The sequence below is a fragment of the Acidobacteriota bacterium genome, assembly GCA_016703965.1.
In the GTDB taxonomy this organism is placed as follows: Bacteria; Acidobacteriota; Blastocatellia; order Pyrinomonadales; family Pyrinomonadaceae; genus OLB17.
The window spans coordinates 87,900-105,458 of sequence record JADJBB010000025.1 but is presented as its reverse complement, the minus strand read 5'-3'; the positions used below and the strand labels follow the sequence as shown (position 1 = coordinate 105,458).

At 52.7% G+C, this 17,559-nt stretch carries 12 protein-coding genes; 8 read left to right on the top strand and 4 right to left on the bottom strand.

The features are described 5' to 3' along the window. Positions 1-174: 174 nt before the first annotated feature. Positions 175-816, bottom strand: coding sequence for a DUF937 domain-containing protein (locus IPG22_17830; protein ID MBK6590148.1), 642 nt, complete (start codon positions 814-816; stop codon positions 175-177). A 223-nt stretch (positions 817-1,039) separates the two neighbouring features. On the opposite strand from IPG22_17830, the gene IPG22_17825 reads away from it, so the two are divergent. The 4 genes from IPG22_17825 (at position 1,040) to IPG22_17810 (ending at position 6,487) form a co-directional block, all read left to right on the top strand. Beyond that, positions 1,040-3,085 carry a hypothetical protein gene (locus IPG22_17825; protein MBK6590147.1) on the top strand — a complete coding sequence of 682 codons (2,046 nt, stop codon included), beginning with the start codon at positions 1,040-1,042 and terminating at the stop codon, positions 3,083-3,085. Continuing rightward, complete coding sequence (locus tag IPG22_17820) at positions 3,082-4,653, top strand: aminopeptidase P family protein (protein MBK6590146.1); 1,572 nt, start codon at positions 3,082-3,084, stop codon at positions 4,651-4,653. Before IPG22_17825 ends, IPG22_17820 begins: the two co-directional genes overlap by 4 nt. A gap of 72 nt (positions 4,654-4,725) precedes the next feature. Continuing rightward, entirely contained in the window at positions 4,726-5,715 is a 990-nt protein-coding gene (locus tag IPG22_17815) for a diacylglycerol kinase family lipid kinase (GenBank protein ID MBK6590145.1), read from the top strand. 85 nt (positions 5,716-5,800) lie between these two features. Continuing rightward, on the top strand, positions 5,801-6,487 hold the full coding sequence (locus IPG22_17810; protein MBK6590144.1) for a DUF2490 domain-containing protein: 687 nt from the start codon (positions 5,801-5,803) through the stop codon (positions 6,485-6,487). Positions 6,488-6,494: 7 nt separating this feature from the next. On the opposite strand, the gene IPG22_17805 is transcribed toward IPG22_17810, so the two are convergent. Next, positions 6,495-8,282: an SLC13 family permease gene (locus tag IPG22_17805; protein ID MBK6590143.1), complete on the bottom strand. Its 1,788-nt coding sequence runs from the start codon at positions 8,280-8,282 to the stop codon at positions 6,495-6,497. Between the two features lie 539 nt (positions 8,283-8,821). Between IPG22_17805 and IPG22_17800 the strand changes: the two genes are divergently transcribed. The 4 genes from IPG22_17800 to IPG22_17785 all read left to right on the top strand — a co-directional run bounded on the left by IPG22_17800 (position 8,822) and on the right by IPG22_17785 (position 15,351). After that, positions 8,822-10,180: an FAD/NAD(P)-binding protein gene (locus IPG22_17800; protein MBK6590142.1), complete on the top strand. Its 1,359-nt coding sequence runs from the start codon at positions 8,822-8,824 to the stop codon at positions 10,178-10,180. Between the two features lie 23 nt (positions 10,181-10,203). Continuing rightward, positions 10,204-12,978, top strand: coding sequence for an AMP-binding protein (locus IPG22_17795; GenBank protein MBK6590141.1), 2,775 nt, complete (start codon positions 10,204-10,206; stop codon positions 12,976-12,978). 72 nt (positions 12,979-13,050) lie between these two features. After that, positions 13,051-14,979, top strand: a complete 1,929-nt coding sequence (locus tag IPG22_17790) for a CocE/NonD family hydrolase (protein MBK6590140.1) — start codon at positions 13,051-13,053, stop codon at positions 14,977-14,979. A gap of 9 nt (positions 14,980-14,988) precedes the next feature. Further along, complete coding sequence (locus IPG22_17785) at positions 14,989-15,351, top strand: hypothetical protein (GenBank protein MBK6590139.1); 363 nt, start codon at positions 14,989-14,991, stop codon at positions 15,349-15,351. Positions 15,352-15,383: 32 nt separating this feature from the next. Here the strand turns inward: IPG22_17785 and IPG22_17780 are convergent, their stop codons facing one another. Then, positions 15,384-16,763, bottom strand: coding sequence for a HAMP domain-containing protein (locus tag IPG22_17780; GenBank protein MBK6590138.1), 1,380 nt, complete (start codon positions 16,761-16,763; stop codon positions 15,384-15,386). Further along, the gene (locus IPG22_17775; protein MBK6590137.1) at positions 16,760-17,449 is read right to left on the bottom strand and encodes a response regulator; all 690 of its coding nucleotides are present in this window, start codon (positions 17,447-17,449) and stop codon (positions 16,760-16,762) included. Before IPG22_17775 ends, IPG22_17780 begins: the two co-directional genes overlap by 4 nt. Between the last annotated feature and the right edge of the window lie 110 nt (positions 17,450-17,559).

Here is a 17,559-nt window from a genome sequence, read left to right as displayed (position 1 = left end):
GGTAGAGGTATTTAGGAGATTGGTCAAACGTTATCTGGAAGCGAAACCTTTGACCAAAGAGATGGCCAAAAAGAGAGCGTTGTGGTTTCGGAAGCGATCAAGCCTTCAACTTTTCGGCTGGTTGCTTTTAGGTTGATCTCACGAATACTCCTTCGCTTCCGAAACCACAAACTTTTACTTACCGGTCATATATTTGAATGCCATCGAGGCGATGTCATCCATGGCACTGCCGTCGTGGTCGCTGTCGAGCATATTCGACGCCATATCGATCATCGCGTTGCCCGATGAAGCCTGCGGAGCCGCCTGTTGGCCGCCGCCGAGCAAACTGCCAAGCAAGCCACCGAGCCCATCTGCCTGAACGCCCTGCTCTTGTTTTTGTTTGCCGAGATAGCCCATCACGATCGGAGCGAGGAACATCAGGATCTGAGCGACCTGGCCCATGTTCAATCCGGATTTCTGGCTGACTTCCTGAGCGACCTGCCCCTGGCTGCCGCCTAGAATGTGGCCCAAAATGCCGCCCGCATCGGCCTGACGCGGCGGCGGAGCTGCTTCCTGCTGGCCGCCGAAGATCATTCCGGCGAGGCCGCCCAGATTATCGAGAACACCGCCGCCGCTGTGATCCTGTTCGAGGGCGGTATTGAGGCTCTCGGCACCTTCGGGCGTTGCCGCGTTGCTTGCGAGGCCGTTGATGAGTGCCGGCAAAGCCATCTGAATGGCTGAATTTACCATCGAATTATCCGCACCGACTGTCTGGCTGATCTGATCGACTGCCTGATTTCCCTGGTCCTGGCCAAGCAGATCCTGTAATGAAAACATAATGTTAACTCCTGATTTTCGAAATAATTGCTGTGCCGATATAGTAACAGAAGCGGGATTTTTTTACCAAGATTTTTCTTTTTTCCCGGAGCTTCGCGAGTAAGCGAGGACGACTTACTTAAACCTATTTAATGTCGCGACGATCGACACGAACCGACGTTCGCGAATCGCCATTGCTCACGCGCGGGCTTGTGCATCTCACAATCCAAAGTCCGAACGAACTATGAATTCACCCCGTATTCGGAAAAAACTCACTGTCAGAAACTCAATATTCGCCATCGCCGCGGCATTTATCATGCTCGGTTCGCTGGCTCTTATGCTCTGGTACTTATTTCCCCGCAGCGGCGGCGAACAGCCCTTGCAATACATTTCGACCATCGCCGGACTAAAGGGCGAGATCGGCGAGCCTTTTGGAATATCGGTGAAGGGTTCGACCGTTTACATATCAGACGGGCAGAATGGCAAGATCTGGGCGGTGAACGGCGATTCGTTTACGGTTTTTGCGTCGGGGCTGGAGACGCCTTCCGGGATCGCGTTCGACAACGCGGGAAATCTGATAGTCGCTGATCCGGGTTCGCATACGATCAAGTCGATCGATGCCAAAGGCTCCGTGACCATGCTTGCCGGAACTGAAAACCGTTCAGGATTCGCCGATGGCGACGCGAAAACAGCATTGCTTCACGCACCGATCGCCGTAGCTGCTGCCGACGGCAAGATCTTTGTCGCTGACACCTACAACGATCGAATTCGTGTGATCGAGAACGGAAATGTCAGAACGCTCGCCGGCGGTGAAAAAGGCTTTGGCGACGGCATCGGCGGGGCGGCGAGATTCGATACGCCCTCGGGCATTTCCAATTGGGGCGACAAGCTCGTCGTTGCGGACACCGGGAACGGCCGCATTCGCGTCGTCGAACCCGACGGCCGCGTTTGGACGCTCGCCGGAAACGGCAGCGGCGATCTGGTTGACGGTTCGCTTTTGTCGGCCGTTTTCTTTCAGCCGACAGGCGTTGCGGCCGATAAATTCGGTACGATCTACGTCACCGACGGCAATGCCGTGCGAAAGATCGGCGGCGGGACGTTCGCTCTCGTCAGCACAGTCACGAGCGATCAACGCGGGCTAAAAGACGGGATAAAGTCGAGAGCGAGATTCAATCGGCCGTCGGGACTGGCGATCGATAGTGAAGGTAGTTTGATCGTGGCCGACAGCGAGAACCGCTTGATTCGAAGGATCGCCGCGACATCGAACGGCCACGAGATCACGGCTGAAGAGATCAATGCACTTCGTGACAAACCTGAGGAATTTCGCACCGCCGCTCCCGCTCGGTGGCCGTACGATCCGCCGGCCGCGAAACGCGATATCGCCGGAACGCTTGGCGAGGTTCGGGGTGAAGTGAACGCTGCAAACGAGCAGGTCTGGTTTCACAACGGCCTCGACATTGCCGGTAGCTACGGCGAAACTGCACGATTCGTCCGTGATGAAAAGGTTCTGCGTCCGATCGCAGCCGAGAATTTTGCGACGCTCCGCGAACTCATTCGAATGCCAACGATGGGTTACATTCACATCCGGCTTGGGCGAAGCGACAGCTCGATTCCCTTCGGCGATGAGCGATTTCTGTTCGAGAAGGACAACACCGGAAAACTCTCCGGCGTTCGCGTCCCACGAGGTGCGAAATTCAAGGCGGGCGAGCCGATCGGCACGCTTAACTCGATGAACCACGTCCACCTCATCGCGGGCCGCAGCGGCTCGGAAATGAACGCACTCGACGCTCTAACATTGCCCGGAGTGGCGGATTCTCGGGCTCCCGTGATAGAAAAAGTTTCGATTTATGACCAGAATTGGAATCTGGTCGAAACCTCAGCTCAAAATCCACGTATTAAACTCACAGGAAATACACGGATCGTCGTCAAAGCCTACGATCAGGTCGACGGCAACTCGGACCGCAGACGGCTCGGCGTTTACAAGCTCGGCTATCAACTGCTCGACGCAGCTAAAAATCCGATCGGCGAGCCAAAATGGACCATAAAGTTTGACCGAATGCCGCCCAACGCGGCGGTCAGATTTGTCTATGCCGACAAAAGCCACTCGGGAGCGACCGGCGAGACGATATTTAACTACATCGTCACGAATTTTGTGGAGGGTGAAGAATTTAGGGAAGAGTTTCTGGACATTTCCGCTCTATCGAATGGTAATCACGGTATTCGTGTATTCGCGGCGGATTATTTTGGTAATGTCGCGTCAAAAGAAATTGAATTTGAGGTAAATAAATGAGAATCATCACTTCGCTCGTTCTTCTACTAACGATCGCCGTTCCGGCTTTCCCTGTCACAAAAATTGCTGGTCCAACGTCGCTCATTGTTACGCCAAAAGCACCGCAGTTTACCGATGCGGAACGTCATGCTGAGCTTGCTCGACGCCGTGCCGCGGTTGCCGCGAAGATGGCGGATAAGAGCATGATGATCTTGTTCAGTGCCGAGCCGCGACTTTATACGAATGACGTGGATTATGTATTTCGTCAGGAGAATAACCTCTTTTACCTAACCGGGTTGAAGCAGAAGAATGCGACGCTCGTGATCACGAAAGATGGTGCAAAGGTCAGCGAGACCTTGTTCATTCCGAAACGCGTTCCCGCACAGGAGACTTGGAACGGCAAAATGTATTCGCGGGAAGAGGTAACAGCGATATCGGGGCTGAAAACGATCGTTGACTCGTCGGAAGTGACGGCTTTTCTCGACGCCGTGAAAGCCAAAGGCCCGTTCGCATCAAAGGATGGAAAAGTTGCGATCTCGGCCGCTCCGGAATCGATCTACATGCTTCTGCCGGACGGCGAGCGTGATGGGGACGGGCTTCGCGAATTCGCGCAGGAAAACCAATTTGCCAGATCGGCGGCGGGCCTCAAGATCGTGAATGCTCAGCCGATGTTCGCCGAGCTTCGACTGATCAAATCGCCTTATGAGCTGAAAATACTGCAGCACGCAGTCGATATTTCGACCGAAGCTCACATGCGAGCAATGGCGGTGGTTGGGCGTGCCGAGTGGGAATATCAAGTTCATGCCGAGCTCGAATACACTTTCCGACGCCGAAATGCCGACAACTGGGGCTATCCGTCGATCGTCGGCTGCGGGGCAAATGCGACAACGCTTCATTACGAGGAATCCCAGGGCCCGGTCAAAAAAGGCGATGTTCTGCTGATCGACGCCGCCGCGGAATATGAACATTACACCGCGGACATCACACGAACCTTCCCGGTCAACGGCAAATTCTCAAAGGAACAGGCCGAGATCTATCAGATCGTTTTCGACGCTCAGGAAGCAGTTGCGAAGGCGACAAAACCCGGCGTGACATTCGGCCAGCTCAGTACGATCGCCCGCACGACGATCAACGAAGGCCTTTTCAAACTCGGCCTCGTAACCGACCTGAAATCGAACCAATCCGGCATCTGGTTCATGCACGGGCTCGGGCATTGGATCGGAATGAACGTTCACGACGTCGGCAGCTACAGCGGCCCGCTGAAGCCCGGGATGGTCTTCACCAACGAACCCGGTATCTACATCCGCGAAGACGCTCTCGACAATCTTAAGGATACCCCGGAAAACAAAGCCTTCATCGCAAAGGTCCGCCCCGCGTTCGAAAAATACAAAAACATCGGCGTCCGTATCGAAGACGACATGCTTGTCACCGAAACCGGTGTTGAATGGATGTCAGGCAAACTTCCCCGCTCGATGGCTGATATCGAGGCGTTTATGGCAGTTGCTCCGAAGCAGGTGACCTTGAGTAAGCGTATCAAGCCGAGCATTTTTGTGGATCAGGCAACCGCGATGGTCGATCGCAGCCATTAAGCTACAAGACAAAATCTAACTCAAACTGTAAGCTAGAGTTCGGACCGTTATCGTTCCGAACTCTTTATCATTTTGGCAAGATCGTCTGATAAAACTTCATCATCTGACTCTACGCTGCCGCTGATCATCGTTAATCCGAAATCGGCTTCGGGGGCGACGCGTGAGAAATGGTCGTTGACGGCGAGTGAGTTGCGGGCTCATTTCGGGCCGTTCACTGTTGCCTTTACAAAATCACCGGGTGATGGGATCACTATCGCGGAACGCGCATCTCGAGAGGGTCGTAAGTTTATCATTGCCTGCGGCGGTGATGGCACGATAAATGAGGTCGCAAACGGCATTCTCAGGTCAGGCAAGGACGTCGAACTCGGCGTTTTGCCGTCGGGAACAGGCGGCGATCTTCGGCGTACACTCGGGCTTCCGCTGTCCAATCGCGAGGCCGCGGTTGCTCTTCGCAACGGCGAGACAAGATTGATGGACGCGGGGCTTGTTTCGTTTCAGGACCATGACGGCGAGACCGTGAGCCGATACTTTCTCAATATCTCGTCGGTCGGGCTAGCTGCTTCGGTAATAAAACGCGTGAAAAGCACGAAGATCTTTGACTGGATGCCGATCGAAGGACTTCGCGGAAAAGCGAATTTTGCCATGTCGGCCCTTCAGGAAGTTATTGCCCCGGACGCCGCGACAGTTCGGGTCAGGATCGACGATGGCGACGAACACACGATGCAAACACTTTGTCTCTGCATCGCCAACTCCCGATTTTTCGGCGGTGGAATGATGATCGCCCCGGACGCCAAGATCAACGATGGACTGCTCGATGTCATCAACGTTGGCGATATGAGCACGGCTAAGATCATTTTTAACGCCTATTCACTCTACAAGGGCACGCACCTCAGCATCAACGAGGTTAACAGCACACTGGCTAAAAAGATCGAGGTCTCGGCTCTCGATCCATCTCACGAGATCCTGCTCGAAACCGACGGCGAAATGCCGGGCAGACTCCCGGCCGTTTACCAAGTGGTTCCCAACGCCATCCGCGTCCGCATTCCCAGATCAAAAGTCTAGAATTGTCGCAACCCTTTTGAGTTTTGTAACATTTTCGTTACACTTCTGTAACATCTTCGGCGGTTTTTGACCGGATGTCTACGGAATGCAATTTTTCAAATATTTATTGCTCATCGCGCTCATCGCGCTCATCGCGATGACGGCCCAGGCCGCAGTCGCCCAAACCCCGACGCCGACACCAGTCGACGATGACGATATCCAGTCGTGGAACGATTTGAGTGTGACTGTTCCGCTTAACAAAAAGGTCGATCTTTACATTCCGGTCACTTTTCGCTTTGATAAAAACGTCACTACCCTGCACGAGGGCCGCGTAGGCGGTGGATTTATTTTCAAGCCAAACAAGAGCGTGTCGATCGCTCCAGCGTATCTATTTATTCAGACCCGCAATTCCGCCGGCGTATTCAAACGGGAAGACCGATTAAGCCTCGGCGTAACCTACCGTTTTCCAACAAGATCATTCGGCCTCACTCATCGCAGCCAAATCGAATATCGGCACCGTGCGAGCGGCAATACATGGCGATATCGGCCGTCCGTTACAGTAGATAAACACCTGCCGGATCGCTGGGTCAAGGGACTCAAAGTTTACGTCACCGAAGAGCCATTTTACGATTCGGCATCAGGCCGCTTCTCGCGAAACCGCCTCTCTCTTGGCGTAAATAAAACTCTGACGAAGAAGCTGTCAGTCGATCTCTACTATCTGCGGCAGGACGACAATTTTTCGCACCCTGCTGTCAGCCATGTGCTGGGTACCGGGTGGAAGATCAAGTTCTAGTCCTGCTTCACAATGGCCAGATTATCGGCACGAGTACCAGAGTGACAATAAAGACGATCACCGTTAAAGCGGTACCTACCTTTACGAAGTCCAGAAACCGGTAACGGCCAGGGGTGTAGACAAGAACCGAAGCTGGTTCAAGAGGCGTGATAAACGAGAAACTCGCCGCATATGTGATGGCAATGATGAAGGTTCTTGGATTGACACCAAGGGCGATGGCTGATTTCACCGCGACCGGCAGCACGACCAAGGCAGCGGCCTGATTTGACATTGGCTGGGTTAGAATGACAGTCAAGACGAAAAAGCCTGCAAGAACCGCCGTCGGACCAAATTGACCAAGTTGTAAATTAATAATATCGGCCAGCATCTTGTCGGCCCCGGTAGTTTCCATTGCAACGCCAAAACTCATCATGCACGCGATTAGAACAAGAACGCGAAATCCCACGAGCGAATACATCTCGTTATGATGTACGGTTTTCGTCGCAAGTAAAAGCATTACGCCGCAAAGCACTGCAATTGGTAAGGGGACCTCGATGCCGGTGATGACCTGTGAAAGCGAGAGGCCGAGAAAAAGTAAAAACGCTGATATCGCCCATTTACGCTTTTCGATCCGTGGATTGGTGTCCGTAAGATCTTCGAGCATTAGGACATCATTATCGCCTACTAAGACATCGATTCCCGTTCGCCTCCCCTGAACGAGCAAGACGTCGCCAAAAGCAAGCCTTACGTCACTCAGTTTGTTGACGAATGTCCTTCCGTGACGATTTATGGCCAGTACCGTTAAGTTATAACGCTCGCGGAAACCGAGCGTTTTCAGAGTTTGTTCTGACAAACGAGAGTTGCGGGCGACAAGAACCTCGAACAACTCGACGTTATTACCCTCGAGCTCAGTGTCGGAGAGCAAAAAATCTGGTTTGATCTCCAGCCCCGCTTCTTCCTTGACGCGCAGGATATCGCTTATCGCTCCTTCCACGATCAACGAATCACGGCGCCGTATTCGTTCCGACGCACCCGGCGCATTTATCTTCTGGCCGGTCCGTATGATCCCAAGAACGTTGAGATCGAGTCTCCGGTTAAGGTCAGCCTCGCTTATCGTTTGGCCCACCAATGGCGAATCCGGTAAGACGATCAGCTCCGAAATGTACTCGCGCATCTTATATTGCTCGGTCAAAGACTCCTCTACTCCGCGGGATGGAAGCAGCTTTCGTCCGACGATGAGCATGTAAATAGTCCCCGCGCACAGCGTTACAATTCCGACAGGTGCAAGCTCGAACATCGAGAAAGGTTCGAGGCCATAACGCTGGATCGTTCCGCTGACTGCGAGATTGGTTGAAGTTCCAATCAGGGTGCAGCTACCGCCGAGGATCGCCCCAAAGGCAAGCGGCATGAGCAATTTGGAGGTAGGTACTTTTGATTTTGCAGCTAGCCCAATTACGATTGGTAAGAACATCGCTGTCGTCGTCGTATTTTTAAGAACCGAAGCGCTAACCGCCGCTGCGATCATAATAAGGGCCGTTAGAATAAAGACATTGTCACCGGCTATACCGTGCATGCGGCGGCCGATCAGGTCGACGACCCCGGTCTTAGCTAACCCACCAACGAGGATGAACAAGCCACCGATAGTAATTATTATATCGTTTCCGAACCCCGCAAGAGCCTGCTGTGCGGTCAAAACCTGTGTAAACACGAGAGCCATAACCAAAAGCAGGCCCACGATGTCGACCGGTATTCTTTCCGTAGAAAAAAGTATGATGGCGACGACCAACAGGATAAGTGTAATTGTGATCGGTGACATGGAGTCTCAGCATATCTTACCCGGGCGAATTTCGTAAAGACTTTTTCGTATACTTTCCCTCGCCATTCATCACAAATGATTTTCTTGCTTCTGGTCACTCATTTCGCTACACTTCTCGTCAAATAGATCGTCGAAGCGGTCAGTTTATTAACTCATCGCACGGGGGAACCAACAGGTCGTGCAGTTTAACGATCCGGGGCTAATCTGATATTCAGAAGAAGACTTCTTCGCTTCCAGCCCGGCAGCTAACTCCGTAGACATAAACGAAGGAGGGCACTACGTTTCTTGAGGTCGTGAGGTGTGCTTCACGGCCTTTTTCTATGTTCAGTGAGAAGCAGTATCTTTCGCCTAAACAGGTGCTTTAAACAAGCAGATTGAAACGAATGCTTTAAAGCTTTAAACATTAAACCGAAACGCTTGCTTTAAACTGCTTTAAAAAAGAAAGTGCTTTAAACAAGAAAACGCTTTAAACAGCACAAGTGCTTTAAATAGCATAAGTGCTTTAAACAAGGATCGCTCACACTTGAATCATTTTGAATATGAAGAGAATCACGATAATCGGCGGCGGCGCGAGTGGAACACTGCTGATGGTCAACCTCTTGCGGCACGCGGGTGGGCGCGAAATCGAGATAAACCTCGTCGAACGCCGCGCAAAGATCGGCCGCGGTGTGGCGTTCGGCACGACGCGGGATTCGCACTTGCTCAATGTTCCGGCCGGCCGCATGGGAGCATTCCCTGACGACATCGACGATTTTCATAAATGGCTGACCGAGAAAGGCTTCGCATACGACTCGCATGACTTCGTACCGCGCGTAAAGTATGGCGAATATCTCCGCGATGTATTCACAAAGGCGACAGAGAACGTCCCGGCAAACATTCGATTGAATCTGATGGATGACGAAGCAGTTGATATGTCCGTCAACGGGGATTCAGCAGAGGTGATGCTCCGTTCGGGCGAGGTCTTGCCATCGAGTCACGTTGTACTTGCTTTCGGCAATTTCAAACCACCGCATCCGAGCGTCGGTGATCTAAGTTTCGTGGATTCGGAGCGGTATTTTCAGGATCCGTGGAGTTCCCGGCTTTACGATTCGTTAGATCCGGACGATTCCGTCTTTATTGTTGGGACCGGATTGTCGATGATCGACGTCGCACTTCATCTCAATAAACACGGCCATCGCGGCAAAATATCGGCGATCTCGACCCGCGGATTGCTTCCGGCGGTGCATAAATTAGGCTTCACGTACCCCGACTTTTCGAACGAACTAAAAACTACAGACCGCATTACCGACATCCTAAAAACCGTGCTCCGGCACATGAAACAAGCCGAGGCGACCGGAAGCAATTGGCGTGCGGTCATCGACAGCCTGCGGCCTGCTACACAACAGCTTTGGCTCGGCCTGCCGACCGCGGAAAAACGCTATTTCAAGCAGCATTTAAGCCGCTACTGGAATGTTGCCCGTCACCGCATGCCCGGCGAAGCCGCTGCAATTCTCGAAGAAATGCAGGCGAAAGGGTCGCTTGAGATACTCAAAGGAAGATTGAAAAGCATAACGGTGGGGATGGACGGCGGTTTTGATATCAAATTTAAGACGATCGGCGTCGAGCATTCGGTCGCAAGCGATGTGCTGGTCAACTGTATCGGTTCTGAGGCAAATTTCACGCGGATCGATTCCGAATTTGTCAGGAATCTGATCGCGCGGCGCCATATTCGCCCCGACGAACTCGCCATGGGCATCGAAGCAACGCCCGATGGACGGGTGATCGACAAGAATGATGAGCCTTCGAAGGTCGTTCGCACGCTCGGGACCGCTCTCAAAGGTATTCTGTGGGAATCGACCGCGATACCTGAGATTCGCTCGCAGGCCCGCGATCTCGCCTTGAAACTATTAAAAGTTTAGACCACAATAGCGGCGGAATTCATATGTCACAATCATTTTTAAGAATGTTGATCGACTCGTTCGAACAACGGCCTGACAAAGTCGCGATGAGGATCGTCGGCAGCGATACCGAGGTTTACACGTTTGCGGAAATGCTCAAGCGCGTTCGGGCGATCGCCTATCGGCTGAGCCAGGAAAATGTCGGGTTCGGCGACCGCGTTGCATTGATCGGCGAAAACCATCCATCCTGGGCGATCGCATACCTTGGCACGCTCTATCACGGAGCCGTTTGCGTACCTTTGGATCCGCATGGCGAGATCGAGACGATAACAAACTTTCTTGAGAACTCAGAAGCCAAAGTCGCCTTCCTCTCGCCCGATCAAACCGGCCGATTCTCACAGATCGAAGAAAAGCTCGGCCGCCATATTCCCGCCGTTGTTTGGAATCTCGAGAATTCGACGAACGGCTTTCAAAAATTTGAAGAATGGTCTTCTACCGATTTTCCGGAAGCCTTCGCGGCTGAAATTCCTAAAGCGGAGGGTCCGGATATCGCCCTGCTTATGTATACGAGCGGGACGACAGGAACTCCGAAGGGCGTTCCCTTGACCCACGGGAACATTGTCGGTGAACTTTCCGGCGTAAATGACATCTTGGGCCTATCCGATAAGGAACGGATCCTGAGCCTGCTGCCGCTGTTCCATGCGTATCTGCAAATCGTGAATCTCTGGGTCGCCACGACTTTTGGCCCGCAGGTCGGTTATTTGAAGGAACTAACTCCCGCCGAACTTAGTGAGTCGATGAAGGTTTTCAAACCGACGATCCTCACGACAGTACCGCGCCTTTGGTACATATTTCATAAGAAGATCTTCGACGCGGTCGAGGCGAAACCCAAACCGGTGCGGATGTTGTTTCGCACCATGCTTGCCGCCAACGGCTTTTTCCGCGACTCACTCGGCGTCAATCTGGGCCCCAAACTCTTCGGCCAGGTTCACGAATCTTTTGGCGGCGAGCTACGTATCGCGATCTCCGCCGGTTCGAGGTTTGACGAGGCAGTTGCTGAGGATTTTCATCGGCTCGGATTCACCATTATTCAAGGCTACGGCCTAACTGAAACGAGCGGAGCCGCGACTGCAACTCCGGAAGACGATAACCGCGTCGGATCCGTAGGAAAACCGATGCGAGGCGCGGAAATAAAGATCGCGGACCCGGACAAAGATGGCGTCGGCGAGGTACTGATACGCGGGACAATGGTTTTCGACGGTTATTATCAGAACCCTACGGCTACTGCGGAAGCGTTTACCGAGGATGGCTGGTTCCATTCGGGAGACCTTGGAAAGCTCGATAAAGACGGTTTTCTCTACATCGTTGGCCGGGCCAAGGACGTGATCGTTTTGCCGTCTGGCAAGAATGTCCATCCGGAAGATATTGAGGTCCATTATCTAAAATCGCCGATGGTTGAGGAACTTGCCGTCATTGGCGTCGCCGACGAGACTGAATCGCGTGCCGGAGCCGAAAAGCTGGCCGCGGTGGTCGTTCCCGATTTTGCGTATCTCAAAGCGAACGGGATCGCTAATTCAAAAGCAGCAGTTCGCCACAATCTCGACACGCTCGGCCGCGACCTTCCGGAATATCAACGCGTCCGCGACTACATCATCCGCGTTGAACCGCTGCCGCGGACCGCGACCAACAAGATCAAGCGATTTCAGCTTAAGAAAGAGATCGAGTCCGGCGTGATCGCGACCGATGCAAAAGAGATCAAGGCGTGGGAATTCTCCGACGCCGATAAAGCTCTCATTGAATCTCACATCGCAAGATCGGTGGTTCAGGCCATCAAACAAAACTCGAAGGATATTGAACTTGTTCACCCGAATATGAATCTCGAGATCGACCTCGGCCTCGACAGCCTGGCCCGTGCCGAGACATTCGCATCGCTCGAACAGGCATTTTCGACAGAGTTCAACGGTGACGAAGCCGCTCAGGCACTGACGGTGGCTAACGTCATCGAAATGATCCGAAGTCATGTCGGAGACGATGCTGACGCAGCGTCGCTCGATCTGAATTGGGGCGAGATCGTGCGAAATGCGGATGGAGATTTCCCGGAGGTCAGGGCTGTCCTTAAGGCTCGCCCTCTTTTTTCCGTATTCGCGTTTACGGTCTATAAACTTTTTCATCTTTTTTGCCGCGTGTTCATGCTCCTTGAAGTCAAAGGCAGGGAGAATCTGACCGAGCTAACGACGCTGAATGCCGACGGCACCGTAGCAAAACCATTTCTTATCTGCCCGAACCATCAGAGTTTTCTTGATCCTTTTGTCCTCTGTTCCAACTATCCTTATCGTCTTTTCAAGAACATTTTTCACGTTGGAGCCAGCGAGTTTTTCGAGGGCTCTTTCCTGAGATCTTTAGCGAAAATGATGAATGTCGTGCCCGTTAACCCGGACACGGAACTGATGCGAGCCATGAAATCCGGAGCGATCGGCCTCAAGAACGGAAAAGTGCTGAACATTTATCCCGAGGGCGAGCGAGCGTTCGACGGCGAACTGCACCTCTTCAAAAAAGGCGCCGCGATACTCGCAACCGAACTCGACATGCCGATCGTCCCTGTCGCGATCGACGGTCTTTACAAGGTCTGGGCACGCAACTCCTGGAAGATCCGCCCTGCAAAAGTGAAGATCACGATCGGAAAACCGATCTATGCCCGCGAGTTTCTCGCTGCTGCAAAGGGTACTGAAATAGCTGTCGCCGGCGACGAGAAATACGAGGCTGTCACGGCACACGTAAAGCAAACGATCTCGGATATGATCGAGGAGATGCGAAAATAGACCTCCTTGTTTTTACCCCGGATTTAAGCGAGAATTAGGCTGTTATCACAGCCTTTTTTCTTTGGAGTCAATATGCGCGTCAAATCGATCTTCGTTGCACTTTTCGTCACCATCTTTGCGTTATCGGCTAGTGCTCAGGCACCGTCTGCGGCTCAGAACGAACTCGCAAAATACATTACAGACAATTACACAAAACGTGAGGTAATGATCCCTGTTCGCGACGGGATCAAGCTTTTCACTGCGATCTACGAGCCAAAGGACAAGTCGCAGAAATACCCGATGCTGCTTAACCGTACGCCATACACGGTAGGCCCCTATGGTGCGGACAAATTCAAGACATCACTCGGCCCCGATGCGCTTTTTGCAAAGGAAGGCTACATTTTTGTCTACCAGGACGTCCGCGGAAAGACGATAAGCGAGGGCGAATTCCAGGATGTGCGGCCCGACATCGCAAACACCGACAAAACGAAAATAGACGAGTCGACAGATACCTATGACACGATCGATTGGCTGGTCAAGAATGTTGATAACAACAATGGGCGAGTCGGAACCTATGGTATTTCGTATCCGGGTTTTTACACGTCTGCCGGCTCGATCGATTCGCACCCCGCACTAAAGGCATGTTCGCCGCAGGCTCCCGTCAGCGATTGGTTTCACGGCGATGACATGCACCACAATGGTGCTCTATTTCTGACTCAGAACTTCTCCTTCTTCACCAGCTTTGGCCAGTATCGCCCAACGCCGAACAGCGACTTTAAATATCTCAAACCTTGGACAGGCCCGCAGCCATCAGACGCGTATAACTATTTCCTGAAAGCCGGCGGGCTCAAGGAGATCGCTGACGAATACGAAAAAAACATGGGCGTTCGCATCAAATTCTGGGACGAAATGATGCAGCATCCGAATTACGATCAGTTCTGGAAGGACCGCAACATTCTACCGAAACTCAAGAATATCGGCTGCGCAACCATGACCGTCGGCGGTTGGTACGATAACGAAGATCTTTACGGAGCTCTCAAAACCTACCAGCACATCGAAAAGCAGAATCCCGGAATTTTCAACGTCCTCGTCGTCGGCCCGTGGGATCACGGCGGCTGGTCGCGCAATGACGGCGACTGGCTGGGAACCGCATATTTTGGCCAGAAAACCGGGGAATATTACCGCGCAAATCTCGAAGTTCCCTTTTTCAATCACTTCCTGAAAGACAAAGGCGATATCTCAGCGATAAAAGAGGTTAACCTTTTCGACACCGGTTCGAACGAATGGCGGGGCCTGAGCGATTACGAGCCAACGACAAGCACAGATACGGCCCTTTATCTAACTGAAAAAGGCGGACTTTCCTTCAAGGCACCCGCAAACGCGCCAGGCTATAACGAATACGTTTCGGATCCCTCGAAACCTGTTCCATACACACAAAAGATCACGCAGAATTACCCACGTGACTTTATGACCGAAGACCAGCGGTTTGCCGCGGGCCGTCCGGACGTTCTTGTCTATCAGAGCGACGTTTTGACCGAGGACATAACCGTTGCGGGCGATATTAAGCCGTCTCTGGTTGTTTCGTCGAGTGGTACAGATTCGGATTTCGTCGTGAAATTGATCGACGTTTTCCCAGATAACTACCGATATCCCGAAGGACAGAGACCGCCGCAAAGCTCGGCATGGTCGGTGTTTCAGCCAGGCGGTTATCAAATGCTCCTTCGGGGTGAGCCCATGCCGGCACGTTTCCGCGACGGATTTGAGAAAGGGGTTGCGTTAACGCCGAATAAACCAACTAAGCTTGCCTTCACGATGCCCGGCGTTATGCACACATTCAAGAAAGGACATCGGATCATGGTTCAGATCCAAAGCACATGGTTCCCGCTTGTCGCCCGGAATCCGCAGAAGTTCGTACCAAATTATAAGGTCACGACCGCGGCTGATTTCCGAAGCGCGACACAGAGGATCTACACGGGTGGAAAGAATACTTCGGCGATCATTTTGCCGATACTGAAAAAATAAGGATCATCAATGCCAATTACAGCTATAGTTTGTGGAATGTTGTTGTCCATGATCGGGATCATGGGCTATGTTTACGGCATGATGAACGGAAATGCCAGCCTCACGGCTCTGATCCCGTTCGTCTTCGGAACGCTATTGGAAGGTCTCGGGTTTGCCGCAAAGTCCAATGAAGGGCTGAGAAAACACCTGATGCATGCAGCCGTCGTGATAGCCCTTGTCGGATTTCTTATGACGGCCGGCCGCCTCTTGATGAAGATGAGCGAACTGACCATGTCGCCCGCCGTTATGTCGCAGGCTGCAATGGCAGTGGTCTGTTTGGCCTTTGTGATTTTAGCGGTGCGTTCTTTTATCGCGGCTCGATCAACGCCGTAGGTTTTTCAGCTGCTTTCAAGAGCGGCTGTGCCTTAAGCGTCGCCTTTTTTGGCGGTGTTGATCCCGATCTCAACTTGCAGCCCTCCGTTGTAGTTGCGTGCTGTGATCGTGCCCTTGTGAGCTTTAACAGCCCGTTCGGCGATCGCCAACCCAAGGCCGGTGCCGCCTGTCTTTCGTTCCCGAGCTTCGCCAACACGATAGAACGGACGGAATAGGTTTGGCAGCTCCTCCTCGGGAACGCCGCCGCCGTGGTCTGAGATCTTCAAGATCGCGTGGCCGTTTTCTTTTGTGAGCGATACGTCCACGATCGTTCTCTCCGGGGTATACCGAACAGCGTTTCGTAACACATTCTCGACGGCACTGCGGAGAAGATTTTCACTTCCGATGACAGGGCAACTGTCAGCGGATGAAACCTCGACATGTTTGCCTTTCGCTTGAGCCTCAAATTCGGCGTCGGCGGCTACATCGCGAACCAATTCAGCAAAATCGAGTCGTACCCGATCCACATCATCGGCACCGGTTTCCAGCTTCGATAGTGTCAGGAGCCGTGAGATCATCTCGTTCAGCCGATTTGATTCCCCCTCGATGCGCTGAAAGATCGGCATCGTTTCCGGATTTGATCTCTGCTTCGCGATCTCGAGAGCAACATTGAGCCGGGCGAGAGGCGAGCGTAATTCGTGGGATATGTCCCGATTCAAACGCTGCTGAGAGGTTATAAGCGACTCGATCCTCTCCGCCATGATGTTAAAGTCTCGAGCGAGATCACCGATCTCATCGCGACGGCGGCCAAGACTCGGAATCACGCGGGTCTCAAGATTGCCGTCGGCAAGTTTATTTGTAGCCTCGCGAAGCTTGCGGATCGGCGACGTTAGATAAAGGGCAAGCAGGTAGCAAAGTACAATACCGGTAAGAAGAATCCCGGCAAGACGCGTGTACGCGGTCGTCGATCCCCAAAAAAGAGAAGGGGGAGCCTGACGTTCCCATTGAAAAACAAGGACCATTCTGCGCCCGTCAGGAAAATTCACCGGGGCCGCTCCAACAGTGCGTTCTTCCGAATTAAAATCCGTCTCGACCTGGCCGCTCGACATTGTTCGGGTCGTTAATTCGCCCACTTCTGGAGCCTCGACCGGGTCGCCAAAAAATACCTTGCCATCGTTCGAAACGAGGCTTACTTGACGCGGTGGTTCGAGATCCTTAAGCCGAGTCAGGAACGTCTTAAGTCCATCCTCTCCCTCCGCTTTAACGATCTGGCTTGCGGTACCGCCATAAACCGTCAACTGATTTCGCGTCGACCGCTCAAAACGGCTGACCATGGGCTCGGTCTGGAATGTCCGCGTCACAAAGATCAAGACCACGACCACCAAACTGACAGCCGCGAGAAACCACAGGAAAATTTTTAGAAATAGCTTCATACCAGCGTATAAATATAGCCAACCGAGCGGATAGTCTTTATGCGTTCCGTACCGTCGGCCCGTTCGCCCAGCTTTTTGCGAAGATTGCTGATGTGCATATCTAGGCTGCGATCGTACGGCGATAGCTTTCGCTCGAGCACGTTCTCGCTCAGGTCTTCTTTTTTAACGATCTTTCCGGCTTCTTTCAGCAATTCCATCAAAAGCTCGAATTCGACCGAGGTCAGGTTCAGTTCCCTGCCGTCGCACGTCGCAATGCGGGACGCAGGCGATATCTGGATACCGTCAATGTCGAGCTTCTCGCTCGCCTCCGCGTCGCCCTCTTCGACAGCCGTTCGGCGTAAGATCGCACGCAGCCGAGCCGCAAGTTCTCGCGGGTTGAAGGGTTTCGGCAGATAATCGTCAGCCCCGATCTCGAGCCCGACGATACGCTCCATATCGTCGCCGCGTGCGGTCAGCATGATAACGGGCAATTTTGACTGTTCGCGCAAATTCCGCAGAACGTCAAAGCCATTCATCTTCGGCAGCATCACATCGAGGATAACCATATCGTAATCACCGGTAAGAGCCGCCGCAAGTCCGCTTGCACCGTCGTTTACAGACGAGATGTCGAAGCCCTCGACCGTCAGGTATTCAGATACCAGTTCGCAAAGCTCTTCGTCGTCGTCGATGATCAGGATCTTGTCCATACAAGATGCATTCTACGCCAAAAACAAGCCCAGCGGGGTGCGTTTTACAATTCTTTACACATCGTGACGATTTACCCATATTCGCGCCGCCTATGATTTCGTCATACGTT

Excerpts from the sequence above, each read along its gene's own strand:
- IPG22_17795 (MBK6590141.1), top strand. The coding sequence starts at position 10,204 with ATGTCACAATCATTTTTAAGAATGTTGATCGACTCGTTCGAACAACGG.
- IPG22_17820 (MBK6590146.1), top strand. The coding sequence starts at position 3,082 with ATGAGAATCATCACTTCGCTCGTTCTTCTACTAACGATCGCCGTTCCG.
- IPG22_17775 (MBK6590137.1), bottom strand. The coding sequence starts at position 17,449 with ATGGACAAGATCCTGATCATCGACGACGACGAAGAGCTTTGCGAACTG.
- IPG22_17790 (MBK6590140.1), top strand. The coding sequence starts at position 13,051 with ATGCGCGTCAAATCGATCTTCGTTGCACTTTTCGTCACCATCTTTGCG.
- IPG22_17825 (MBK6590147.1), top strand. The coding sequence starts at position 1,040 with ATGAATTCACCCCGTATTCGGAAAAAACTCACTGTCAGAAACTCAATA.
- IPG22_17800 (MBK6590142.1), top strand. The coding sequence starts at position 8,822 with ATGAAGAGAATCACGATAATCGGCGGCGGCGCGAGTGGAACACTGCTG.
- IPG22_17785 (MBK6590139.1), top strand. The coding sequence starts at position 14,989 with ATGCCAATTACAGCTATAGTTTGTGGAATGTTGTTGTCCATGATCGGG.
- IPG22_17780 (MBK6590138.1), bottom strand. The coding sequence starts at position 16,763 with ATGAAGCTATTTCTAAAAATTTTCCTGTGGTTTCTCGCGGCTGTCAGT.
- IPG22_17810 (MBK6590144.1), top strand. The coding sequence starts at position 5,801 with ATGCAATTTTTCAAATATTTATTGCTCATCGCGCTCATCGCGCTCATC.
- IPG22_17805 (MBK6590143.1), bottom strand. The coding sequence starts at position 8,282 with ATGTCACCGATCACAATTACACTTATCCTGTTGGTCGTCGCCATCATA.
- IPG22_17830 (MBK6590148.1), bottom strand. The coding sequence starts at position 816 with ATGTTTTCATTACAGGATCTGCTTGGCCAGGACCAGGGAAATCAGGCA.